The 24,859-nt window shown below is 32.9% G+C and carries 26 protein-coding genes; 13 read left to right on the plus strand and 13 right to left on the minus strand.

The window, feature by feature from the left end; all coding sequences use genetic code 11:
• The first annotated feature begins 37 nt into the window (after nucleotides 1–37).
• From BUE95_RS02430 to BUE95_RS02455, 6 genes are all read left to right on the plus strand, one after another.
• Nucleotides 38–592, plus strand: a complete 555-nt coding sequence (locus BUE95_RS02430) for a 30S ribosomal protein S16 (RefSeq protein WP_073581086.1) — start codon at nucleotides 38–40, stop codon at nucleotides 590–592.
• Nucleotides 593–607: 15 nt separating this feature from the next.
• Entirely contained in the window at nucleotides 608–1,135 is a 528-nt protein-coding gene (gene rimM / locus BUE95_RS02435; protein WP_073581088.1) for a ribosome maturation factor RimM, read from the plus strand.
• Between the two features lie 152 nt (nucleotides 1,136–1,287).
• Complete coding sequence (locus BUE95_RS02440) at nucleotides 1,288–1,635, plus strand: four helix bundle protein (protein WP_073581090.1); 348 nt, start codon at nucleotides 1,288–1,290, stop codon at nucleotides 1,633–1,635.
• 55 nt (nucleotides 1,636–1,690) lie between these two features.
• On the plus strand, nucleotides 1,691–2,395 hold the full coding sequence (locus tag BUE95_RS02445) for a tRNA1(Val) (adenine(37)-N6)-methyltransferase (RefSeq protein WP_073581091.1): 705 nt from the start codon (nucleotides 1,691–1,693) through the stop codon (nucleotides 2,393–2,395).
• 142 nt (nucleotides 2,396–2,537) lie between these two features.
• The gene (locus tag BUE95_RS02450) at nucleotides 2,538–3,716 is read left to right on the plus strand and encodes an acyl-CoA dehydrogenase family protein (RefSeq protein ID WP_073581092.1); all 1,179 of its coding nucleotides are present in this window, start codon (nucleotides 2,538–2,540) and stop codon (nucleotides 3,714–3,716) included.
• Nucleotides 3,717–3,843: 127 nt separating this feature from the next.
• Nucleotides 3,844–4,626 carry a DUF3050 domain-containing protein gene (locus tag BUE95_RS02455; RefSeq protein WP_073581093.1) on the plus strand — a complete coding sequence of 261 codons (783 nt, stop codon included), beginning with the start codon at nucleotides 3,844–3,846 and terminating at the stop codon, nucleotides 4,624–4,626.
• A gap of 31 nt (nucleotides 4,627–4,657) precedes the next feature.
• Here the strand turns inward: BUE95_RS02455 and BUE95_RS02460 are convergent, their stop codons facing one another.
• From BUE95_RS02460 to trmB, 10 genes are all read right to left on the minus strand, one after another.
• Nucleotides 4,658–4,990, minus strand: coding sequence for a 2Fe-2S iron-sulfur cluster-binding family protein (locus tag BUE95_RS02460; RefSeq protein ID WP_073581094.1), 333 nt, complete (start codon nucleotides 4,988–4,990; stop codon nucleotides 4,658–4,660).
• Between the two features lies 1 nt (nucleotide 4,991).
• The gene (locus BUE95_RS02465) at nucleotides 4,992–6,050 is read right to left on the minus strand and encodes an NAD(P)/FAD-dependent oxidoreductase (protein ID WP_073581095.1); all 1,059 of its coding nucleotides are present in this window, start codon (nucleotides 6,048–6,050) and stop codon (nucleotides 4,992–4,994) included.
• A gap of 76 nt (nucleotides 6,051–6,126) precedes the next feature.
• Nucleotides 6,127–6,366, minus strand: a complete 240-nt coding sequence (locus BUE95_RS02470) for a NifU family protein (RefSeq protein WP_026724438.1) — start codon at nucleotides 6,364–6,366, stop codon at nucleotides 6,127–6,129.
• 79 nt (nucleotides 6,367–6,445) lie between these two features.
• Complete coding sequence (locus tag BUE95_RS02475; protein WP_073581096.1) at nucleotides 6,446–7,585, minus strand: Mrp/NBP35 family ATP-binding protein; 1,140 nt, start codon at nucleotides 7,583–7,585, stop codon at nucleotides 6,446–6,448.
• A gap of 210 nt (nucleotides 7,586–7,795) precedes the next feature.
• Nucleotides 7,796–8,353 carry a YceI family protein gene (locus BUE95_RS02480; protein ID WP_073581097.1) on the minus strand — a complete coding sequence of 186 codons (558 nt, stop codon included), beginning with the start codon at nucleotides 8,351–8,353 and terminating at the stop codon, nucleotides 7,796–7,798.
• A 57-nt stretch (nucleotides 8,354–8,410) separates the two neighbouring features.
• Complete coding sequence (locus tag BUE95_RS02485) at nucleotides 8,411–9,676, minus strand: hypothetical protein (RefSeq protein WP_200778596.1); 1,266 nt, start codon at nucleotides 9,674–9,676, stop codon at nucleotides 8,411–8,413.
• A gap of 26 nt (nucleotides 9,677–9,702) precedes the next feature.
• Nucleotides 9,703–10,290 carry a YceI family protein gene (locus tag BUE95_RS02490; RefSeq protein WP_073581099.1) on the minus strand — a complete coding sequence of 196 codons (588 nt, stop codon included), beginning with the start codon at nucleotides 10,288–10,290 and terminating at the stop codon, nucleotides 9,703–9,705.
• A 193-nt stretch (nucleotides 10,291–10,483) separates the two neighbouring features.
• Nucleotides 10,484–10,825, minus strand: a complete 342-nt coding sequence (locus BUE95_RS02495; protein WP_073581100.1) for an MGMT family protein — start codon at nucleotides 10,823–10,825, stop codon at nucleotides 10,484–10,486.
• Nucleotides 10,826–10,827: 2 nt separating this feature from the next.
• Nucleotides 10,828–11,454, minus strand: coding sequence for a LysE family transporter (locus BUE95_RS02500; RefSeq protein WP_073582384.1), 627 nt, complete (start codon nucleotides 11,452–11,454; stop codon nucleotides 10,828–10,830).
• Between the two features lie 58 nt (nucleotides 11,455–11,512).
• A complete protein-coding gene (trmB, locus tag BUE95_RS02505) occupies nucleotides 11,513–12,187 on the minus strand; it encodes a tRNA (guanosine(46)-N7)-methyltransferase TrmB (RefSeq protein WP_073582386.1) in 675 nt (224 codons plus the stop codon).
• A gap of 118 nt (nucleotides 12,188–12,305) precedes the next feature.
• Between trmB and BUE95_RS02510 the strand changes: the two genes are divergently transcribed.
• Both BUE95_RS02510 and BUE95_RS02515 read left to right on the plus strand, forming a co-directional pair.
• Complete coding sequence (locus BUE95_RS02510; RefSeq protein WP_073581101.1) at nucleotides 12,306–13,127, plus strand: UDP-2,3-diacylglucosamine diphosphatase; 822 nt, start codon at nucleotides 12,306–12,308, stop codon at nucleotides 13,125–13,127.
• Nucleotides 13,124–14,185: a glycosyltransferase gene (locus tag BUE95_RS02515; protein WP_073581102.1), complete on the plus strand. Its 1,062-nt coding sequence runs from the start codon at nucleotides 13,124–13,126 to the stop codon at nucleotides 14,183–14,185. The genes BUE95_RS02510 and BUE95_RS02515 overlap by 4 nt, the downstream gene beginning before the upstream one ends.
• Here BUE95_RS02515 and BUE95_RS02520 read toward each other — a convergent pair.
• On the minus strand, nucleotides 14,159–15,202 hold the full coding sequence (locus BUE95_RS02520; RefSeq protein WP_073581103.1) for a sensor histidine kinase: 1,044 nt from the start codon (nucleotides 15,200–15,202) through the stop codon (nucleotides 14,159–14,161). The two genes, BUE95_RS02515 and BUE95_RS02520, sit on opposite strands and share 27 nt — an antisense overlap.
• On the minus strand, nucleotides 15,202–15,891 hold the full coding sequence (locus tag BUE95_RS02525) for a response regulator transcription factor (protein ID WP_073581104.1): 690 nt from the start codon (nucleotides 15,889–15,891) through the stop codon (nucleotides 15,202–15,204). The genes BUE95_RS02520 and BUE95_RS02525 overlap by 1 nt, the downstream gene beginning before the upstream one ends.
• Before the next feature lie 179 nt (nucleotides 15,892–16,070).
• Here BUE95_RS02525 and BUE95_RS02530 point away from each other — a divergent pair, with 179 nt between their 5' ends.
• From BUE95_RS02530 to BUE95_RS02550, 5 genes are all read left to right on the plus strand, one after another.
• Nucleotides 16,071–18,788 carry a TonB-dependent receptor gene (locus BUE95_RS02530; protein WP_073581105.1) on the plus strand — a complete coding sequence of 906 codons (2,718 nt, stop codon included), beginning with the start codon at nucleotides 16,071–16,073 and terminating at the stop codon, nucleotides 18,786–18,788.
• 100 nt (nucleotides 18,789–18,888) lie between these two features.
• Nucleotides 18,889–20,043, plus strand: coding sequence for an autotransporter outer membrane beta-barrel domain-containing protein (locus BUE95_RS02535; protein WP_073582388.1), 1,155 nt, complete (start codon nucleotides 18,889–18,891; stop codon nucleotides 20,041–20,043).
• Nucleotides 20,044–20,294: 251 nt separating this feature from the next.
• Entirely contained in the window at nucleotides 20,295–20,585 is a 291-nt protein-coding gene (locus BUE95_RS02540) for a T9SS type A sorting domain-containing protein (protein WP_394333983.1), read from the plus strand.
• 72 nt (nucleotides 20,586–20,657) lie between these two features.
• Complete coding sequence (locus BUE95_RS02545) at nucleotides 20,658–22,313, plus strand: T9SS type A sorting domain-containing protein (protein WP_073581107.1); 1,656 nt, start codon at nucleotides 20,658–20,660, stop codon at nucleotides 22,311–22,313.
• 107 nt (nucleotides 22,314–22,420) lie between these two features.
• Nucleotides 22,421–23,422: a LuxE/PaaK family acyltransferase gene (locus BUE95_RS02550; protein WP_073581108.1), complete on the plus strand. Its 1,002-nt coding sequence runs from the start codon at nucleotides 22,421–22,423 to the stop codon at nucleotides 23,420–23,422.
• Here BUE95_RS02550 and tyrS read toward each other — a convergent pair.
• The gene (tyrS, locus tag BUE95_RS02555; protein ID WP_073581109.1) at nucleotides 23,415–24,704 is read right to left on the minus strand and encodes a tyrosine--tRNA ligase; all 1,290 of its coding nucleotides are present in this window, start codon (nucleotides 24,702–24,704) and stop codon (nucleotides 23,415–23,417) included. The genes BUE95_RS02550 and tyrS overlap by 8 nt on opposite strands.
• Between the last annotated feature and the right edge of the window lie 155 nt (nucleotides 24,705–24,859).

A 24,859-nucleotide genomic window follows, 5' to 3' on the forward strand; every position in this document is an offset into this window, starting at 1 on the left:
TAACCGAGGTCGAGAACCTCAAATTAATCACAAGATTATGTCAGTAAAAATTAGATTACAAAGACACGGAAAAAAAGGGAAACCTTTTTATTGGGTTGTTGCAGCAGATGCAAGATCAAAAAGAGATGGTAAATTCTTAGAAAAATTAGGAACTTACAATCCAAACACTAACCCAGCTACTATCGATTTAAACATCGAAAAAGCAGCACAATGGTTACACAATGGTGCGCAACCAACTGACACTGCAAGAGCAATTTTATCTTACACAGGTGCTTTATTAAAACACCACTTAGATGGAGGAGTTCGTAAAGGTGCTTTAACTCAAGAACAAGCTGATGCTAAATTAGCTACTTGGTTAGAAGAAAAAGCTGGTAAAGTTGAAGCTAAAAAATCAGGTTTATCAAAAGCTGAAGCTGATGCAAAAGCTAAAGCTTTAAAAGCAGAACAAGAAGCAAACGCAAAACGTATTGCTGCTCAAGCTGAGGCTGCAAAAGCTGCTGAAGCTACAGAAGAAGTTGCTGAAGAAGTAGTTGAGGCTGCTGCTGAAGAAGCTCCTGCTGTTGAAGAAAACAACGAAGAAACTCAAGCATAATTTTACAGCGATTCCATGCGTAAAGAAGATTGTTTCTATTTAGGTAAAATCGCGAAAAAATTTAGTTTCAAAGGGGAAGTATTGGCGTATTTAGACACCGACGAACCCGAATTGTATCAAAATTTGGAATCAGTTTTTGTTGAAATCAACAAAAGTCTGGTTCCATTTTTTATTGAAAGTAGTTCGCTTCATAAAGATAAATTTTTAAGAATCCGATTTGAAGACATCCAAACGGAAGAAGAAGCTGACGAAATCATGGGAAGCGAATTATACCTTCCACTTTCAATGTTACCAAAATTAGAAGGAACTCAATTCTACTATCACGAAGTAATTGGATTTGATGTAATTGATACCCGTTTAGGAAATATTGGAAAAATTGCCGCTATTAATGACAGTGGTGCTCAACCCCTTTTTGAAATCGATAAAAACGGAACTGAAATTTTAATCCCGCTTATTGATGATTTCATCATTGCACTTGACAGAGCAAACAAAACCATTACTTTAGAAACTCCTAAAGGCTTGGTTGACCTTTATCTTTCTTAAAATTCCAATATTTTAAATTCCAAATTCCAATAAAATATAGAAATTCCAATATTTTAAATTCCAATATTTTAAATTCCAAATTCCAATAAAATATAGAAATTCCAATATTTTAAATTCCAATATTTTAAATTCCAACTATTAATAATTTAATTATGAATAAACCTTTTGACTTAGAAAAAAGAACTTATTTGTTTGCAAGAGATTGTAGGTTATTTGTTAAAAAACTACCTAAAACTATTTCAAATATGGAAGACGGGAAGCAATTAGTACGCTCATCTGGTTCTATTGGCGCTAATTATATTGAAGCAAATGAAAAGTTGGGAGATAAAGATTTTTTATTTAGAGCTAAAATATCTAGAAAAGAAGCTAAAGAATCAAAATATTGGATTAGATTGTTACAAGATTTGAATCCAGAATTAAATGAATTTTCGATTCCACTTTTGGAAGAAGCAGAAGAATTAAGAAAAATTTTATCTACAATTATAACTAAAAGTTCATAATACATACTAGGTTCCACTTTTGGAATTTGGGATCTTTAATATTGGGATTTTCATTATGTTTACATTCAAACAATTTTCCGTTAATCAAGAGCGTTGTGCTATGAAAATTGGCACAGATGGTGTTTTGCTTGGTGCTTGGACGCCGTTAATCAATAATCCTCATAATATTTTAGATATTGGTGCCGGAACTGGAATTTTGTCTTTGATGTTGGCTCAAAGAAGTAACGCCGAACAAATCGATGCGATTGAAATTGACGAAGACGCTTACGAACAATGTGTTGAAAATTTTGAAGCTTCGCCTTGGGGTGATAAATTATTCTGTTTTCATGCGGGTTTGGATGAATTTGTAGACGAACCTGAAGAAGAATATGATTTAATCATTTCTAATCCGCCTTTTTACACCGATGATTACAAATCAGATAACACTTCGAGAGATTTAGCACGTTTTGAAGACGCTTTACCTTTTGAAGAATTAATTGAAGCAGCTGCCTTATTACTTTCAGATAACGGAATTTTCTCTGTGATTATTCCTTATAAAGAAGAAGAGCGATTTGTTTCTTTATGCAAAGAATTGGATTTGTTTCCACTAAAAATTACTCGTGTAAAAGGAACACCAACATCTGAAATTAAAAGAAGTTTACTAGCTTTTTGCAGAATGGAACAAACTCCGTTAATTGATGAGTTAGTCATTGAAATTTCCAGACATAATTATACTCCTGAATACATTGAGTTGACTAAGGATTTCTATTTGAAAATGTAAACTTTTCATTAACTAAAGCACTTGACGAAAACTTTTCTAAGAAAAGCGAATTCCAATAGTTCACTGCATGGTAAATTATAACACTTGTTGATTGATTTGTTAAAAATCTTTACTTACTTTTGTGACTTTCAAATCAAAAACTATGAGACCAGACTTATTTCAATCTCCAGATTATTATTTATTAGACGAATTATTATCTGACGAACATAAAATGGTGCGTGATGCTGCACGTGCTTGGGTAAAAAAAGAAGTATCTCCAATTATTGAAGAATACGCGCAAAGAGCAGAATTTCCAAAGCAAATCGTAAAAGGTTTAGGAGAAATTGGTGGATTTGGTCCCTACATTCCAGTAGAATATGGTGGTGCTGGATTAGATCAAATTTCATACGGATTAATCATGCAAGAAATTGAAAGAGGAGACTCGGGTGTACGTTCGACTTCATCTGTTCAGTCTTCATTGGTGATGTATCCAATTTGGAAATACGGAAACGAAGAACAAAGAATGAAATATTTACCAAAATTAGCCACAGGAGAAATGATTGGTTGTTTTGGTTTAACAGAGCCAGATTACGGTTCAAATCCAGGTGGAATGGTAACTAATTTTAAAGATATGGGTGATCATTATCTTTTAAATGGTGCTAAAATGTGGATTTCGAATGCACCGTTTGCTGATATTGCAGTAGTTTGGGCTAAAAACGAAGAAGGAAGAATTCACGGACTAATCGTAGAAAGAGGAATGGAAGGTTTTTCAACTCCAGAAACACACAATAAATGGTCGTTAAGAGCCTCTGCAACTGGAGAACTTATTTTTGACAACGTAAAAGTTCCAAAAGAAAACTTATTACCAAACAAATCGGGATTAGGAGCACCACTAGGATGTTTAGATTCGGCACGTTATGGTATTGCTTGGGGAGCGATTGGAGCAGCAATGGATTGTTATGATACCGCTTTACGTTATTCAAAAGAACGTATTCAGTTTGACAAACCCATTGGAGCTACTCAGTTACAACAAAAGAAATTAGCTGAAATGATTACTGAAATCACAAAAGCGCAATTATTAACTTGGAGATTGGGTGTTTTAAGAAATGAAGGAAAAGCTACTTCGGCTCAAATTTCGATGGCAAAAAGAAACAACGTTGATATGGCGTTAACGATTGCTCGTGATGCACGTCAAATGCTAGGAGGAATGGGAATTACAGGTGAATATTCTATCATGAGACACATGATGAATTTAGAATCTGTGGTGACTTACGAAGGCACACATGATATCCATTTGTTAATTACAGGAATGGACGTTACAGGTTTCCCGGCGTTCAAATAATTAAATCAAACAATAGATAAAATTGATACAAAATGCTTCTCTCTTTAGGGAAGCATTTTTAAATTTGTATGGTTAGGATTCAAACCTTATGTGGTTTAAATCTCGTACATAAAAGAAAAATTACACTATGAATATTCAGACTATAAATCAATCAATTCAAAATCAAAAAAAACAACTACTTAATCATTCGTTATACAATAAAGTAAAAACGATAGATGATTTACATTGCTTTTTAGAAAATCATATCTATGCGGTTTGGGACTTTATGTCGTTGTTAAAAGCCTTACAGAATAAATTAACTTGTACTACAACGCCTTGGTTACCCATAGGAAATCCAGAGATTCGATATTTAATTAACGAGATAGTAGTAGCTGAAGAAACTGATTTAACTATTGATGGTTTGCGTCAAAGCCATTTTGAAATGTATTTGGATGCGATGATACAATGTGGTGCTTCTACAACTCAAATCAATGCATTTTTGAAAAATGTGGAAGAAACCAAAAACATTTTTGTATCGATTAAGCAAAGTGATTTACATCCGAATGTGAAAGCGTTTTTGGATTTTACTTTTCGTGTGATTGAACAAGGAAAACCTCATGAAATTGCGGCTGCATTTACTTTTGGAAGAGAAGATTTGATTCCGAATATGTTTACTGAAATCTTGAAAAATTTTCAGCAAAACTTCCCAGAAACAGATCTATCAAAACTAATTTATTATTTCGAAAGACATATTGAGTTAGATGCTGACGAACACGGACCAATGGCAATGCAAATGATTGCAGAACTTTGCGGCGATTCGGAACAAAAATGGAAAGAAGTCGAAGAAGTTTCAGTTTTAGCTTTAGAAAAAAGAATCGAACTTTGGAATGCAATTGAAGAGCAAGTGGAACATAAACACGAATTAGTATAAAAGTAAAAGCGAGAATTTCTTCTCGCTTTTTTTATTGTTCTGGTGCTATTTCAATTTCTAAACCTTCTAAATCTGCTGTGATTGGAATTTGACAACCTAATCTCGAATTATCCTTTACGTGATAAGCTTCCCAAAGCATTGCTTCCTCATCAGGATTGCGTTCCAAAGAAACAACATCGTTTAAAACATAACACTGACAAGAAGCGCACATCGCCATTCCGCCGCAAACACCAACGGTTCCTTCTTCGGCTAATTCATAAGAACGAATTAACTCCATGATGTTCATGTTCATATCGGTTGGAGCTAACACTTCGTGTTTAACTCCGTTTCTGTCGGTTATAAAAATTTTTACGTCTTGGCTCATTTTAATCAATTGACTTTACAACGGCTTTTTCAGCTTCTTTTCTGGTTCCATCAAAACCATCTACTCCTGAAACGGTGGTATATTTCAACACGTAACGTTTTCCTGGATTGATTCTGTTGTACACACTTTGACACATTAAAGTTGCTTCATGAAATCCACATAAAATCAACTTTAATTTTCCTGGATAGATGTTAACGTCACCGATAGCATAAATTCCGTCGATATTGGTTTGATAATCTAAAGCGTTATTTACTTTGATAGCGTTCTTCTCGATTTCCAATCCCCAGTTGGCAATTGGCCCTAACTTTGGCGTTAAACCGAAAAGCGGAATGAAATAATCGCATTCTGCTTTCATTCTAGCTCCGTTAACTTCAATATCAACAGCGGTAATTCTTTCACTACCGTTAAATCCAACAACTTCTGCAGGAGTAACCAATTTAATTTTTCCAGCGTTTTTCAATTCTTGTACTTTTTCAACCGAATCTAAAGCGCCACGAAATTCGTTTCTTCTGTGAACTAAAGTCACGGAATTCGCTACATTCGACAAAAAAATACTCCAATCTAAAGCCGAATCACCTCCACCAGCAATTACAATATTTTTTCCACGATACTTTTCTGGATCTTTTACAAAGTAATCTACTCCACGATCTTCTTTTTCGTAGAATTCGATATCTTTCAAAATAGGTTTTCTTGGTTCGAAAGTACCTAATCCACCTGCAATAGCTACTGCTTTTGCGTGATGTTGCGTTCCTTCGTTAGTAGTTACAATAAAAGTTCCGTCTTCTAATTTCTCAATAGTTTCTGCAGTTTCTCCTAAAGTAAATCCAGGTTGAAACTGTTTGATTTGTTCCATTAAATTCGTTACCAAATCACCTGCTAAAACCGAAGGATAACCTGGGATATCGAAAATAGGTTTTTTTGGATACAATTCTGCTAATTGCCCGCCAGGTTGTGGCAAAGCATCAATGATATGACATTTAAGTTGTAAAAGTCCGGCTTCGAATACGGCAAAAAGTCCCGTAGGACCAGCACCGATTATAAGAATATCTGTTTGAATCATTTTTTTAATTTTGAAAGTAGCAAAGTAACAAACTCGTAAAGTGTAGAAATATGATTTATATCATACTATTGTTTTACTAGGCAATATTTTCTACAGTTTCAATTTGAGGTACGTATTTTTTGATTGTGGTTTCTACACCAGCTTTCATTGTACTGATACTTAAACTACAATTAGTACATGCACCTTCTAAACGAACTTTAACATGTTTGTCTTCAATAATTTCTACTAATGAGATGTTGCCACCATCCGAATTCAAAAACGGACGGATTTCATCTAATGCTTTTTCAACATTCTCCTTTATTTCTAGTGTAGTCATATTTTCAATGTGTCAATTTTCAATGTGTCAATAATCTTTGCCTTTTGATTGGCTAATTGGCATATAGACTAATTGATAATTATTTTTTTACAGCAGAACAACCTGCCATTGTTGTTATTTTGATAGCTTCTGTTGGTGGTAATGTTTCGTTACGATTTACCGTTTCTTGCACTACATTTCTTGTAATATTTTCGAAAACACCTTCTAAAACCGAAGCTGTTTGCAATGCTGCTGGGCGACCGTAATCTCCTGCCTCACGAATGCTTTGTACTAATGGCACTTCACCTAATAAAGGCACTTGTAAATCTTCTGCTAAGTTTTTAGCGCCCTCTTTACCAAAGATATAATATTTATTTTCCGGAAGCTCTTCTGGTGTGAAATACGCCATATTTTCAATAATTCCTAAAACTGGAACATTGATAGACTCTGACATAAACATTGAAACTCCTTTTTTAGCATCAGCTAAAGCAACTGCTTGGGGTGTACTTACTACAACAGCTCCCGTAATTGGCAACGATTGCATAATTGATAAGTGAATATCGCCTGTTCCTGGTGGTAAATCGATTAGCATGAAATCTAATTCGCCCCAGTTAGCATCAAAAATCATTTGGTTTAGAGCTTTGGCAGCCATTGGACCTCTCCAAATAACGGCTTGGTCAGGTTTTGTAAAAAATCCAATAGACAAAATTTCTACCCCATAACTTGAAATAGGTTGCATTTTTGATTTTCCATCCACCTCAACTGAAATAGGTTTTGAATTTTCAACATCAAACATAATTGGCATTGAAGGTCCGTAGATATCAGCATCTAAAACTCCAACTTTGAATCCCATTTTTGCTAATGACACCGCTAAGTTTGCCGTAATTGTAGATTTTCCAACCCCTCCTTTTCCAGAGGCTACTGCAATAATATTTGAAATTCCAGGAATTTGTTTTCCACGAATTAAATTTGGATTTTCTGGTTTTTCTGGTGCTTCTACTTTGATGTTTACTTTTACTTTGGCTTTTTCGTATACTTTTTCATGAATTACTTTCATAATATCTACTTCAGCTCTTTTTTTAATATGCAAGGCAGGAGTTGATAAAAGTAAATCAACAACAACCTCATCTCCAAAAGTGATTACATTTTGAACCGCACCACTTTCCACCATGTTCTTTCCTTCACCTGCAACCGAAATAGTTTCTAAAGCAGCTAAAATTTCTTTTCTATCTAGTTTCATTCTTGTATAAAGTTTGTGTGTTTATAAGTTTAAAAAGTTACTTGAACTTTTATTTAAACTGAATCTGAATTGCAAAGATAATAAGAAGTTTAGGAGTATGAAACTTTAGAAGTTTAAAGTTTTTATAATTTGATAGTTAGAATCTATAATTGAATCAAAAAAGCAACCTTTCATCAAAAGATTGCTTTTTTATACTAAATGAAAAAAGTATTAATATTGCAAGAACAGATTGAAGTGGATATCTACATTGTCATTAACTACCACCATGCCTAATAATTTTTTAGGCGATTTTAATTTAAAATCTTTGATGTTCAACTTCAATTGTCCTTTCACATTATTTGTGTTTTGATTAAACATTACGGGTACTAAATATTCTTTTTCAACACCAGCAATTTTTACATGTAACTTAGTAGTTATATTTTCTTTGGCAGTACTAATCTCTTTAACGTTAATTACAATATGAGGGTAGTCATCTGCTTTGAGTATGGTTTTAAAATCTTTTGTAATCATTCTATGCGCGCAATCAAAACCAGTACTTTTAATTGCAATTTTAGCTCCCTCTAGTAGAATTTTATCACTATATCTCGAAATAGAAACTTGCAAATCATTCTCGATAAAATCAGAATTGTATTTACATTCAAAACTATTGACATTAGATTTTCCTTTAATCGAAACCTCACTTTTGTTCGTGATTTTAACCTTAGTTTGATTTTTAGAAAATCCAAAACTCAAAAGAATAATAACCGCTATAATACCTATTGTCTTCATAACCTTAAAGAAAAAGCGAAAAGCTTATGAACTTTTCGCTTTTAAATTTACTATTTTTTAGAAACTAATTACTGCTTCTGCAATAAATCCGCTGAATTTACCTCCATCAAGGATACTTCCAGCTGTATAACCATCGTAGCTTTGGTTCACATATTCAACTTTTGCTAAGATATTTTTAGTCATAAACCAACCTGCACCAAGAGAAATTCTTTGTACATCAATATCTTGGGTTGCATCTAACTCTCCAGAAACTGAATTGTAACGACCTGCCACGTATAAGTTTTCATCTTTACCGAAGCGGTATAATAAATCTGCACCTAATTGTGTAAAGTTTCTTCGATCTGTTTCAGCAATTTTTCTACCTGAAACCGTTTCAAATAAACCAAAGAACTCGAAACCTTTGTATTTCACAAATGGGTTTACCATAATTGCAGTCAGCTTGTTTGTTAAACCCGGATTAACTAATCCAGAAGAGTAATTCGCAGATGAAGTCGCTGTTGTAGGCTCCATTACAAAATAGTATCTTGAACCTGCTCTATCACCACCATATAAATAAGTTCTTGCAGATTGAGCTGAGTTATAGATAGAACCTGTAATTCTAAATCTGAAATCTTCATTCATTTGTTTGTCGTATCCTAATTTCGCCATAACTGATGGACTTGTAGCACTTGGCGCGTTAGCTCCTTGGTTTAATTTACCGTTAGTTGCTCCAATCATCGAAATGAATCCGTTTTTTCTAAAGTAAACTTCTGCTCCAACTTCAGTTGTAAATGCATCCATTATATAATTTCCAACAAACGGGTTGTAAATAGCTTGTGCATTATCAGAACGTCTAAAGTGAGCGTCCCCATAATTATTTTCCATATGTCCAATGTTAATGGTAACATACTTCATTGTTTCTTCTAATAAACCTTCTTTGATAAAATCTAAATTATCAATTTGAAAATACCCCCCTTTTACATAAGGTTCTGGGTGGTGACGAGAAGACAAATAAGTTCTTAAATGCATTCTAACCCCTTTTGCTAAAGCTACGTCTAAATCTAAGTTGGCAGTAGCTAAGTTAAAGTTATTTCCAATTGGTATTAAAGCCGTTGCTCCTGTTGCATTTTCGTGATCTAAAGCTTGATATTGAAGTGTTGAAGCACCTCCTACTCTAACTTTTACTCCATCAAATGTGGAAGCAGTATCTTTTGGGCTTTCAAATACATTAACTCCTCTTTTATCTGGTTGTCTGTAATTGTCTAAATCTCTATTTTGAGCCTGTATACCTGCACTTAAGCCTAAGGCTGCAATTACTAACGATAATTTAATAAATGTTCTCATGATTTTTAAAATTTAATACGTTTTGTTTAATTATAAGTTACTTTGTAATCAACCGTTACATCTTTACCCGTTTTAATTGTTCCCATTAAAGCTGTTGGGGGTTTTACACCATAAACGGTCATATCGATTTTTGTTTTTCCTGAAAAAACCGCTTTCTTACCCACAAGTTTTACTGCAAAGGTTTGATTGATTCTTTTAGTAACTCCAGAAATGGTTAAATCTCCTTGTGTTTCAATTGTAAAATTGTTTTCTGATTTTTCTGAAATTTTAGTAACACTAACCAGTTTAAAATTAATGGTTTTGTAAGTTTTACTGTTTAATGCTTTGAAAGTGTTGTTGTCCATTCCGCTTTTACCACTTTTCAACTGTTCTACTTCAACAGAAAAATCTAAATTTTTGATTGCTTTTAAATCATTTGCCTCAATTGCTAATGATGCCTTTCCGCTCATTGCTTTAGCATTAATTTCCCAATCGTGTAGATTTGAGGTTCCGAGTACTTTTAAGTTACTCTCCGCTAAAACAACTTTTGATTCTTGAGCTATCAAAGTACTCATATTACATCCCACTATTAAAAGTGTTAGTAAAGTTCTAATCTGTGTTTTAAATTTGCTCATAATACCTAAATTTTATTGAATACTATTTGTTCTAATTTTATAGTACAAATTTCGCATGAAAAAAAAAGGCACAACATGACAAATATCACGTTTATAGAAAAACTTTAGTATTATTTTAAGAAAGGTTTAAGCATCTAATTATGCTTTTAATCTGAGAAGAAGAATTATAAACCACTGTAATTCAATGAAAAGACTATCCTTTTTGAACTGGATTCCAAAAATGATTCTCAAAATCTACAATTTGGTTATTTACCACTTGTATTCCTTCATTTTCTAAAAGTTGCTGCATTAAATTAGTGCCTTGAAAATGATGTTTACCAGAAAGTAATCCATTTCTATTGACAACTCGATGTGCCGGCACACCTTCTAATCCATGTGAAGCATTCATTGCCCATCCAACCATTCTAGCCGAACGCGCTGCGCCAAGCGCTTTGGCAATTGCCCCATAAGATGTTACTTTCCCTTCGGGGATTTGACGAACGATTTCATAAACTCGTTCAAAAAAGTTGTCGTTATTCGAACTGTTTGATACCAATCTTAAGTCGCTAGTAATTTATACATTGAAGATACGGCTACCAATCCTGTGATGGCAGCAATTAGAAAATTTATATTATTAGAAATAAAACTTACTTTATGCTCTATTTTCTTAAACAAGATGGCATATAAATAGAATATGGTATATGTTCCTAGTGCAGCCGCAATAGAAAACACCACAATAGATAACAACTCAAAATCAAAAACTTCTTTTGATGCTAAAGTTAAACTTATGAAAGCATAATAAGGTACTGCAAACATATTTAGTGAGGAAAGTGTAGCTCCGTAAACAAAACGATTTTTTTTGTTTTTGATTTGAACTTCTGGTTTGGGTTTTTTGGCCCGTATCCCATTAAATAGGAAGAAAAAAGTAAGTAAAATGAATATAACTGTCCCGAATTTTTTTAAGTTTTCACTAACACTAGGGTTGGCATCAATAAACTTTGCAAAATAAACCCCAACAAAACACTGAATTAAAACAACAACTACAGCTCCAAAAGCAAACAAAAGAGCTTCTTTTTTACTTTCGCTTACACTTATTTTTGCTATGGTCATATTCAACATACCTGGTGCAACAATTCCTACGGCGGCAATAAAAAATCCTAATATAAAAGCTACTACTAATGTCATACAGTTGGTTTTATTTTCTAAAATAGATGGTTTTAACCCCATCTGTTAGTAACAAAGATTACTTAATTCGGAACTTGATGTAGGTAATGGGTTTATTAATTTCTAGATATTGGCTCTCGTAAAATGTTTGTATTTCTGTTACTTCTGCCGGCGCCCCTTCATTTTTATACACATTGTGGTTCGCGTAAATTACTTCATGACCTAAACCATGTAACAATCCTAAGGTATACCCGTGCATAAATTCCGAATCGGTTTTTAAATGCATGAATCCGCTTGGCTTTAGAATTTTTTTATAGCGGTCTAAAAACTCAGCATTCGTCATTCTGTGCTTTGTTCTTTTGTATTTGATTTGTGGATCTGGGAAGGTAATCCAAATTTCAGAAACCTCGTTTTCAGTAAAAATATGATTGATTAATTCAATTTGCGTTCTCACAAAAGCTACGTTATTCATACCCGATTCTACCGCGGTTTTTGCACCACGCCAAAATCTTGCACCTTTGATGTCAATTCCTATGAAATTTTTTTCAGGAAATCTTTCGGCCAACCCAACAGAGTATTCTCCTTTTCCGCAACCTAATTCTAATACAATTGGATTATCATTTTTAAAGAAATCACTACTCCACTTTCCTTTCAACGGAAATTGGTCGCCCACCACTTCTTCTCTTGTTGGCTGGAACACATTAGTAAACGTTTCGTTCTCTTTAAATCGCTTTAATTTATTCTTACTTCCCACTTCTAATTTTATTTTGGACAAAATTAAGCAAATAATTAGCAACACAAATAAACTTTTAATAATGTTTCAATAACCTTAACATTAGATACGTTTTAGTCTTTTGCTTAAAATTTGTATTTTGAAGAAACGTAAAGTTGAAGTAGTTGTTATTTCCGATGTCCATCTTGGAACATATGGTTGCCATGCGAAAGAATTATTAGAATATTTAACTTCGATAAAACCTAAAATTTTAATTCTAAATGGTGATATTATCGATATTTGGCAATTTAGAAAATCCTACTTTCCTTCGAAACATCTAGAGGTGATTAAGAAAATCATTTCGATGAGTACGAAAGGCACAAAAGTGTACTACATAACAGGAAATCACGATGAATTTCTTAGGAAATTTACCGATTTACACATGGGAAACATTAGTTTAATCGATAAACTCGTATTGGAATTAGACCATAAAAGAGCCTGGATTTTTCATGGCGACGTTTTTGACGCTTCCATTACACAAGCCAAGTGGCTAGCAAAATTAGGAGGTTGGGGTTACGACATCCTTATTTTAATTAATCGATTCATCAACTGGGCTTTAGCTCGATTTAATAAAGAACCGTATTCGCTTTCAAAGAAAATTAAAACGAATGTAAAATCAGCTGTTAAATTTATAACTAACTTTGAAAATGTTTGTATAGAATTAGCTATTGAAAATAACTACGATTATGTAATTTGTGGTCATATCCATGAACCAAAAATTGAATTTGTAGAAAAAGAAAAAGGAAACGTTTTCTATTTGAATTCGGGGGATTGGGTTGAAAATTTGACAGCATTAGAATACCATAAAAGAAAGTGGAAATTGTACCAACACGATCGAAACTTTAGTTCAGATGAGCATGAGTACAGTTTTGAGCATGAGAATGAATTAGCTAAACAATTTATTGCCGTTTTAAAGAAATGATAAAAAAAAAGATACTCATAGCACCATTAAATTGGGGATTAGGACATGCAACCAGATGTATTCCTATTATAAAGGCATTAGAAGAAAATAATTTTGAACCTATTCTTGCTTCTGATGGCATTGCTTTAACCTTACTTAAAAAAGAATTCCCTCATTTAACAACAATTGAGTTACCTCCTTACAATATTTTATATGCCGAAAACGGCAAGAATTTTAAGTGGAAATTATTAGCGCAAATGCCAAAAATGTTTCGTGCTATTAGTAAAGAGAAGAAAGCCATAAAAAAAATAATTGCTGATTACGAAATAAAAGGAATCATTTCAGACAATAGGCTTGGCGTGTTTTCAAAAAAAATTCCAAGTGTTTTCATTACACACCAATTAAATGTCCTCTCAGGAAAAACGTCTTGGCTTACTACAAAAGTACATTTAAATTTTATTAAAAAATACAATTCGTGTTGGGTACCAGATGTGGAAAACTTTCCAAATTTATCAGGGAAATTAGGTCATATGAATAACCCTCTTAAAAACATACAATATATTGGGCCTCTCAGTAGATTTAAAAAAGAAATACTCCCGATTCGATATGATTTGATGGTTATTTTGTCGGGTCCTGAGCCACAACGAACCTTCCTTGAAGAAAAAATTATTTCAGAATTAAAAAATTATTCCCAAGAAGTATTATTCATACAAGGGAAAGTAGCCTCTTCTCAAGTCATTACAAAGAAGGGAAATATCACTTATTACAATTTTATGACTTCCAATCAACTTGAAACATCATTCAATGAAAGTAATGTTATTTTATGTCGCTCAGGATACACAACAGTAATGGATTTGGCTAAATTGAATAAGAAAGCATTTTTTATTCCAACGCCAGGACAGTATGAACAAGTATATCTTGCAAAAAAATTCAAATCGGAGGCCATAGCTCCGAGTTGTAAACAAGAGCAATTTAAGATCTCGAAATTAGAGAAAATCGATTTTTACAACGGATTTCATTCTTTGAATTGGGAAACCATAAATTGGCCAAGTTTATTTAGCCTTTTCCATGGTAAATGAAAACTCTGAACCTACTCCAAACTGACTTTCAATATAGATTTTTTCGTTATGTCCTTCTATAATATGTTTAACAATAGCCAGTCCTAATCCTGAACCACCTTCACTTCTTGCACCGCTTTTATCAACACGATAAAAACGTTCAAATAAACGAGAAATATGTTGTTTTTCTATTCCTTCCCCGTTATCAGTAATTCTAACAATAATTTTGTTGTCAATCAAATCTTCAATACCTACTTCAGTTGTTCCGCCTTCTTTGCCATATTTAATAGAATTAACAACAAGATTCGTAACCACTTGTTGAATTTTTTCTCTATCACCAAGGGTCCAAATAGGTTTAGCGTATTTAGTATCAAAAGTTAATGTGATATTTTTTTTGGCAGCTTTCATTTCGAGTAAATCAAAGACATTTTGAATTACCTCAACAATATTAAATCTTGAGAGATCTAAATGAATATCACCCGTTTCTAATTTGGTGATCATATCTAAGTCCTTGACAATATAAATCAAACGCTCTACTCCTTTTTCGGCACGTTGTAGGTATTTTTTTCGTATACTTTTATCATCCATAGCACCATCTAATAAAGTTAACAAGTATCCTTGAACTGTAAATAATGGTGTCTTCAACTCATGAGAAACATTTCCTAGAAATTCTCTTCGATATTCTTCTCTAATTTTTAACGTTTCAATTTCAAGTTTTTTATCTCGAGCAAATTTTTGAACTTCCTTTGTCAAGGTAGCCATGTCTGTTGTAATAGGTTGATTTCTAAAAGAGGTATTTTCAAGTAAAGAAACATCATCGTAAATTTTCTTTACTCTTTTATAGATAAAAGTTTCAACTCTGTACTGAATTAACAAGAAGGAAAAAAGAAATAAACAAAAAGCAAATCCAAAAACAAATACTAATTGCAAAGGAGCTATAAAAAAATGATAGAGTACAAATACGCCTAAAAAAAACAGAGTAATATAGGATGCCGACTTAAAGGCAAACTTGTATGATTTCTTAAAATTTAGTTGCATTAGAATTCAATTTTGTAACCAACACCTTTAATTGTTTTAAAGAAATCGTCTCCTATTTTTTCTCTTAATTTTCTGATGTGCACGTCAATCGTTCTGCCTCCTACCACTACTTCATTTCCCCATACTTTATCTAAAATCTCTTCTCTTGTAAAAACTTTACCTGGTTTAGTAGCTAACAAATAGAACAATTCAAACTCCTTTCTTGGTAAAATAATTTCCTTACCACTGCTAATGATTTTGTATTCTTCTCTATTAATTTCAATATTCCCTACTACTAATGTAGTTGTGGAGATAGTGTCATCATTGGTTTTAGCTCTTCTTAAAAGCGCTTTAACTTTACTCACCAATACTTTTGGTTTAATTGGCTTAGCAATGTAATCGTCTGCACCGGCATCAAATCCAGCAACTTGAGAATAATCTTCTGAACGAGCAGTTAAAAAAGTAATGATGGTATTCTGTAGTTCTGGAATTTTTCTGATGTTTTCACAAGCTTCCATCCCATCCATTTCGGGCATCATAACATCCATTATGATCAAGTCGGGCTGTTCTTTTTTTGCTTTAGCGATAGCTTCTTTACCATTAGTAGCCGTTACAATTTGGTAGCCTTCTTGAGAAAGATTATACCCTACAATTTCTAATATATCTTGCTCATCATCAACCAATAAGATTTTTATATCCTTTTTTTTCATTACGAATTTGCTTACTTTTTGAATTGTAAAGGTAAAGATAAAATAAAATGTTCAAAGGAGTTTACAATTATTTAATGTATTAACAATTCGGTAACGCATTCGCAACCAATTCATAATAAACGAGTAACTTTCTTGTAACACAATAGCGGTTTCTTTGCACCAAAATTTAACAACACAACATGAAACTACGTTTATTATTTTCAATCCTTTTATTTAGTGTAATTTCTTTTGCACAGAATGGAACCGTCTCTGGAGTAATCCTAGATAAAGAAATGAACAATGAACCGTTGCCATTTGCAAATGTAATGATTAAAGGTTCACCACAAGGAACTACAACAGATGAAAATGGTAAGTATTCCTTAACATTAAAGCCTGGAAATTATACCATAATTTTTGGTTATTTAGGATATGAAAACAAAGAAATAGCCTTTTCTTTAAAAGCCAATGAAAAAAAGATAATTAATCACACCCTTGAAGCTAGTGGCGTTCAATTGAAAGATATTGAAATTGTCCAAACAATCTTAAAAGAAAAAGAGAGTGTTTTGCTTCAAGAGCAACAAAAAGCTGTTGAATTTAAACAGGCAATTGGCGCACAAGAACTATCAAGAAAAGGAGTAAGTAATGCAGAAGCAGCAGTTACAAAAACAAGTGGTGTAACCAAACAACAAGGTGTTAAAAATGTCATTGTAAGAGGTTTAGGCGACCGATACAATTCTACTTCCTTAAATGGATTAGCTTTACCCTCGGACGATCCCGAATACAAAAACATATCTCTTGACTTTTTTGGTTCAGAATTAATACAAAACGTTAGTATTAACAAAACATTTAGTTCTAACTTTCTTGGTGATGTTGGTGGAGCCAATATTGATATTACTTCAAAAGAATTGGGGAAAGATAAAGAAATTGATATCAATTTTTCAAATGGTATTAATACGCAGACCTTGGGCGAAAACTTCAAACTGATTGACGGTACTAATTGGTTTGGAACCCAAAGAACTAAGAATACAATTTCAAGTATTACGGTTTATGATTTCAAGAACAATCTAAAACCAAATGAACAAAATTTACAGATAAATAATGGCTTTTCAATATCAGGAGGAAGAAAATTTAACATTGGTAAAGGAAAACTTTCTCTATTCCTTGTAGGTAGTTTAGATAATAACTATTTGTATACTGAAGGAAATATCAAACAAACAAATTCACTTGGACAAGTTTATCTAAATCAAAACTTCAACAAATACAACTACAATGTATCACAATTAGTGATGAATAATATGAAATACAAATTTGGCGATGGAAATTCAATTGCTTTAAACAATATTTTAATTCATAATAATAACCAATCTTATGGAGATTATTTTGGGGAGAATAATCCTGAACAAACGGGGGATTTAGAATTATTAGTACGTCAACAAGTTAACGATAATTTACTTTTTGTAAATCAATTAATTGGAGACTTTAAGTTATCAGAAAAAATTAAATATCACATTGGATTAGCTTTTAATACTGTAACTGGTAACGAACCTGACAGAAGATCTAATAATTATTTGTTTCGAGATGGTTTTTTTGCCCCACAAACTAATAGTGCTGGAGAGAATGAACGTTTTTATTCAAATCTAAAAGAAAAAGATTATGTAGCAAATTCGTTCTTTACTTATGATTTTGGTGGTGAAAATAAAACTAGAATTTTTGAACTTGGTGGTGATGTTAGATATACGAAAAGAGATTTTCAAAGTATTATTTTTAACCACGATTTTTCAACACGAACTGAAATTGATGTAAACAATCCTGATTTAATTTTCAATCAAGCGTCCTTAGATAATGGAATTTTTGAACTGGAAACAGGAAGAGGAACGGCAAGTAATCCTAGAGTTTTCGATCCCTTCACCTATAATGCGGTTCGATTTATTGGAGCTGGTTATGGAAAATACACCCATTCATTTAATGAGAATCTAGTTGCTCTAGTGGGACTAAGAGGGGAATTTGCGTTTCAGGAAGCAAAATATGATACTAACATCTCAAATAGTGCTACCAATGGAAAAGCAAATTTAGAGGATTTATACCTTTTACCTAGTTTGTCATTGAAATACAACTTTAATGAAAACTCAATTCTAAGATTCAGCTCGAGTAAAACATATACCTATCCACAATTTAAAGAGATAGCACCCTTCAAGTATCAAGATGTAAGTTTCTCTAGTCAAGGTAATCCTGATCTAGAGCCTTCAGAAAATTATAATTTTGATTTAAAATATGAGAGATTCTTTGGAAATGGTGAACTATTTTCTATTACAGGTTTTGGAAAACAAATTTTAAATCCAATAGCTCGTTCTGAAATCCCAAGTGGGGGCAATACTTTAACTTATCTTAACATAGGTGAAAGAGCAAATGTTTTTGGAATTGAGCTAGAATTAAGAAAGAATATTATTAATGGTCAAGAAAATGAAACGAATAAAAACTTACTTTCATTTGGATTGAATGCATCTTATTTATTTTCAGAAGTTAATTTAGACAGAAATTCAGTAGCTCAATTTACTAAAAAAACTAGTGAATTAGAAGGAGCAACTCCATTACTAATAAATTCGGATTTAACTTACACTAGAAAATTTAAAAATGAATCAAGTCTGACTAGTACTTTAATTTTAAATTACTTCAGCGATAGAGTATATTCAATTGGGACAAGAGGTTTTGAAAATATTATAGAAAAATCAATCCCTACTTTAGATTTTGTAGCAAAATTAAACTTGAACAAAAATTACAGTTTAAGTTTAAAAGGTCAAAACCTTTTAAATCCTGATTTCCAATTAAGTAGAGATGGCGCGAACAACGGAGAAAATGTAGTGTTAAGGGATTTTAAAAGAGGTGTAAACTTATCGTTAGGATTTGGGATTAGTTTCTAATTTTTTTGAAAATTCATAACGAATTTTTGATTTTAATTAAACATTCAATTAATAAGTCAATCTTATGTTTGTATTATTAAATAACACAAATTTAAAAAAAATGAAAAAAATTTTATTAACGGCTTTAGCTAGTTCTGTATTACTATTAAATTCATGTTCAACAGATGATGACAGTAATTCATCAAACGGTCCATCTACAGAGAATTTATCTGGAAATTTAACCACCAATTTAAGACTAGAAAATAATGGAACTGAGTATGTGTTAAATGGCACTCTTTTAGTTAAGGATGGAGCAACATTAACTATAGATGCTGGTGTTACTATTAAAGCTTTAGCAGGTGGTACAGATGTTTACATATTGGTTGAAAAGGGAGGCAGAATCATAGCTGACGGTACAGCTTCAAATCCAATACGATTTACTTCAAACGCAAGTAATCCAGCTCCAGGCGATTGGGGAGGTTTAATTATAAACGGGAAAGCCCCTGTGAGCAGACAAGCTTCAAGTACAAGTAATGCTGCAACAGAAGTCAATAACAATATCTTTTTTGGCGGTGATGTTAGTAATGACAACTCTGGTATTTTAGATTACGTTATCTTGGAATACACTGGAGCAAGAATAGATGATGAAACTGAGCATAATGGATTAACATTAAATGGTGTAGGATCAGGGACAACAATTTCAAACATTTTTATTAAAAATGGAGATGATGATGCAATTGAATTTTTTGGTGGAACCGTTAACACTTCAAATATTTTAGTAGTAAATCCTAAAGATGATATGTTTGATTTTTCTCAAGGATATACCGGAACTTGTAGTAATTTATACGGAATTCGTGAGGCTGGATATACAGCAGTTACATCTGATCCAAGAGGAATTGAAGCAGATGGTAATTTAGATGGTAATTCACCAACTGATATCAATCAATCGAATTTCACCATCAATGGAATTTCAATAATTCATAAAGGAGGAATGGAATTAACAGATGCAATTAAAGTAAGAAGAGGTGCTACTGCTACTATTACTGGTGCTTATATTGAGGTAGGTACGGCTTCTGTTTTTGCAGATTTTATTGATCTTAATGACTCAAGAGGTAATGCTACTGCTGCCACTAACATAACTGCAATAGGAAATAGTGCAAATGGACTTGATATTAATGATAATGTAAATGGTCCTGGAGCAACCTTAACTGTGTCAAATGGAACCACAGGTGGTGTAGCAACTAGTTTATTCTCTTGGACAGGTTATGCTTTCTAATAGAATATAAATTAAAATAAATTAAATGGGATGAATTTTTCATCCCATTCTTTTTTATAAAACCAAAATAAATTAAAAAAATTTAATGTTTCCATAAAATTATAACTTGCTTTACAGCATAAGTAAATACTATGTAAATCAAAAAACGGCATCATTTTTGAAAATTTTTATTATCTTTACACTTTACTATCTGTAAGCCAATGATAAAAAAATACTTTTTTACTTCTTTTTTTATATTTGTTTTATTTTCCATGAACGCAGTAGCACAGGAAAATAAGCAATCGGTTATTGGCAAAACACAAGAACCTACTATTGAAGGTTTGGCCATATATCCAAATCCTGTAAACTCAGGTAAAATTTTTATCTCTTCAAAATCTTCTTTGGATAAAAAAGTAGAAATTTTTAATGTACTTGGAAAAAAAGTATTAGAAATAGTTATTACTTCAAAAGAGGTTAATATTAGCAACCTTACAGCTGGCGTTTACATTATCAAAATTAAAGAAGGGGAGGCAACGGCAACTAGGAAGTTAATAATTAATTAAAACTTAACATTTGAATTCTTTCAATTCATTTTAATAATTTAAATTTGTATTCAATTAAAACTAAAATAAAATATGAAAAAACTTTACTTTTTATTATTTACCTTCTTTTCTTTATCCACTATTTATTCACAAGGTAGTGAAGATTTTACAAATTCAACAGCAACTGCATCTTACTTAGATGGTAGTTTCGTTGGAAATGGAGGAATTACTTGGACATATGGTCATTCAAGAAATGAAGACATATATGCAATAAACGGAAAAGGCTTAATGTTAAGAAGAGCTTCTGACAGTTATCTTGAGGCAACAATACCAGGAGGTATTGGAGACTTTACTTTTGAATACAGAAAAGCATTCACAGGAACTACAGAAAGACAACTAGAATTACTTGTCAATGGAGTGGCAATTGCAACAACAGCTACTTTTGGCACTATTTCTGGAGAAGAAACCACAATTTACACCTTCACACACACTGTAAATCAACCTGGTAACGTAACGATTAGAATAAAAAATATTGGAGCAACAACTACCAACAGACAAACAACAATTGATAATATTAGTTGGACAGCTTTCAGTGGAACACCTATACCTTCATTATTAATTACAGCTCCTGCAAATGCAACAACATTCAATCCAAACACAACAAGTGTAGATGTGGTTTTATCCATAAACAATTTCAATGTTGCTAATGGCACAGGTGATGGTCATATACACTACACAGTCAATGGTGGCGCTGTAGTTATGAAGTATGATACCGATCCTATTTCAATACCAGTAACCCCAGGAAACTCTTATACTGTTTATGTTGAATTAGTTGACAACTCTCACAATCCTATTGCACCTGCTGTAAATCAAACGGTAACTTTTGATGTTGCAGACTTAACTGTTGTTGCAGATTTAGCAGCGTTACGTGCTGATGTTGAATTAAATGGAATTGGAAAATATTATCAAGTTTCAAGCAACCCAATTATTACTTTTGCTAGACCTTTAGCTAATAGAAATCAAAAATATATTCAAGATGCATCTGCAGGAATTTTAATTGATGACCTTTCAGGTACAATTTCTACACCTATGGTTGCTGGCGATGCAATTTCTGGTTTAAAAGGGCAAACTTCTTTATTTGGTGGAGTGCTTCAACTTTTACCATTAGAAAATGCAACTGTAGCTTCTTCAGGAAATGTAATCACTCCTCAAATCGTTACAGCTGCAGACATTATTGCTAATATCGAAACTTACGAAAGTGAATTAGTACAAATCAACAACGCTTCTTTCACAACCGCTGATGGTGTAGTTGCTTTTGCTACTTCTCAAAATTACAATCTAAATGATGGAACAGATATTGCTTTCAGAACTTTATTTTCAGAAGCAGACTACATTGGACAAATTGTTCCTCAAGGAGCGGGAAATAGAGTGGTTTTAGTTGCAGAATTTAATGGCGTACCTCAAGTTGTATCGCGTTCACTTGCTGAAGTAACGCTATCTTCATCATCATTCAACGCAATTGAAGGTTTAACTATGTATCCAAACCCTTTAAAAGGAAACACATTATACTTAACTTCTACTGCTAATGCTGCAATGTCAGTTCAAATTTTTGATGTATTAGGTAAAGAAGTTTTAAAATCAAACGTAATGAATAATGCTGTAAGCGTTTCTGGTTTAAATGCTGGTGTTTACATTGTAAAAATTACAGAAGAAGGAAAAACAGCTTCAAGAAAATTAGTTATTCAATAAATAATTTAAATGCTGAAAACAAATTCAGCATGACAAAGAATAGAAAAAGCATCAACGAAAGTTGGTGCTTTTTTATTTAAGACAAATTTGTTTCCTATTTTTGCACCATGATTTCACAAGAAGCTATTTTCCAAATTAGTTCTAAAAAAGAATTTGAAAAAATTACTTTAAAAGTATTTCGTCATCAGTACGATAACAATTTAGTGTACCAACAATTTTGCAACTTCTTAAAGAAAGACAAAACCAAAGTAAAATCATTAACGGAAATCCCTTTTTTGCCTATTCAGTTTTTTAAAAGTCATAACGTTTTAAGTTCATCTGGACCCATTCAACAAACCTTTACGAGTAGTGGCACCACTGGAATGCAAACGAGCAAACATTTAGTTACGGATGTGAGTTGGTACGAAATGAGTTATCGCTTAGGCTTTTCAGAATTTTATGGAAATATTGAAGATTATTGCGTTTTAGCCTTACTCCCATCCTATTTAGAGCGCGAAGGTTCATCGCTGATTTATATGGTGGAAGATTTAATTCAAAGTAGCAATCATGATGATTCTGGATTTTATTTGAATAACCATAATGAGCTTTTACAAAAAATTGAAAAACTAAATAAAGAAGGTCAAAACACAATTCTTATTGGAGTAACCTATGCTTTATTAGACCTAATAGAATATGCGCAATCTAACTCATTCCCCCTTCGAGGGTTAGGAGGCAACCTCATCATCATGGAAACCGGCGGCATGAAAGGCAAACGAAAAGAAATGATTCGAGAAGAATTGCATTCCATTTTATGCGACGGATTTGGCGTTTCTAAGATTCATTCTGAATATGGCATGACCGAATTACTTTCACAAGCCTATTCTCTTGGCGATGGTATTTTCGAATGTCCACCTTGGATGCAAATTCTAATTCGCGATACCGAAGACGCGTTAACTTACGTTTCCGAGGGAAAAACTGGAGGAATTAATGTTATTGATTTGGCTAATATCAATTCGTGTTCGTTTATTGCTACACAAGATTTGGGAAAAAAATATCCCAACCATTCTTTCGAAGTGTTGGGACGTTTTGATAACTCTGATATTCGTGGTTGTAACCTGATGGTTATTTAACCTTAATCACGTAATAATTTTTCTTTCCTTTTTGCAATAACAAAAATTGATTGTTAATTAAATCTTCTTTTGTAATGATTTTATCTTCACCTACTTTCTCTTTGTTTAAGGAAATTGAGTTTTGTTTCAATTCTCTACGCGCATCACTATTAGACGCTAAGAAATTCGTTTTTGCTGCTAAAGCTGCAATCATATCCAAACCTGCATTCAAATCTTCCATAGAAATTTCAGCTTGAGGAACACCATCAAATACTTCTAAAAACGTTTTCTCATCTAACTTTTTAAGTTCATCCATAGACGGACTAAAGAACGCATTTGAAGCTGCAATAGCATTTTCTAAATCTGCTACAGAATGAACCATTACAGTAATTTCCTCTGCTAAACGTTTTTGTAACGCTCTTAAATGCGGCGCTTCGTTGTGTACTGCAATTAACTTTTCAATCGTTTCTTTATCTAAGAAGGTGAAAATCTTAATGTATTTTTGAGCATCAACATCCGAAGTATTTAACCAGTATTGGTAGAATTTGTAAGGCGAAGTTCTTTCCGCATCTAACCAAATATTGCCCCCTTCTGATTTACCAAATTTCGTTCCATCCGCTTTTGTAATCAACGGACAGGTCAACGCATACGCTTTACCTGATTCAATTCTACGGACTAACTCTGTCCCTGTAGTAATATTCCCCCATTGATCACTTCCACCCATTTGTAGCGTACATTTTTTTGCACGGTATAAATGTAAGAAGTCGTAACCTTGCACTAACTGGTAGGTAAACTCTGTAAATGACATTCCTTCTGAAGTTTCACCCGTCAATCGTTTTTTAACCGAATCTTTCGCCATCATGTAGTTCACCGTAATGTGTTTTCCCACATCGCGAATGAAATCTAAGAATGAAAATTCTTTCATCCAATCGTAGTTATTTACTAACTCCGCAGCATTAGGTTCGGCAGAAGTAAAATCTAAGAAGCGAGCCAATTGTCCTTTAATCGCTTCTTGATTGTGACGCAAAGTAGCTTCGTCTAGCAAATTTCGTTCGTTAGATTTCCCTGATGGATCACCAATCATTCCGGTTGCTCCACCTACAAGCGCTAACGGTTTATGACCACTCAATTGGAAATGTTTTAACAACATCACCCCAACTAAATGTCCTATATGCAATGAATCGGCGGTTGGATCAATACCCACATACGCCACACGCATCTGCTCCATCAAATGTTCTTCGGTGCCTGGCATTACGTCGTGGAGCATTCCTCTCCAAGTCACTTCTTCAATAAAATTTTTCATGATTTTATAATAATTTGAGCAAAGATAGTTTTTAGTTTAAAAGTTTAAAAGTTTTATTCAAAATTCAAGGATAAAGACAAGAAACCATTTTTTTTCTTCGCTTAAAGATAAGCCTATTTCTAGGAGTTTCCTGTTTCTGCAAAATGACTAAAGTA

It is taken from the genome of Flavobacterium cucumis, assembly GCF_900148835.1.
GTDB lineage: Bacteria > Bacteroidota > Bacteroidia > Flavobacteriales > Flavobacteriaceae > Flavobacterium > Flavobacterium cucumis.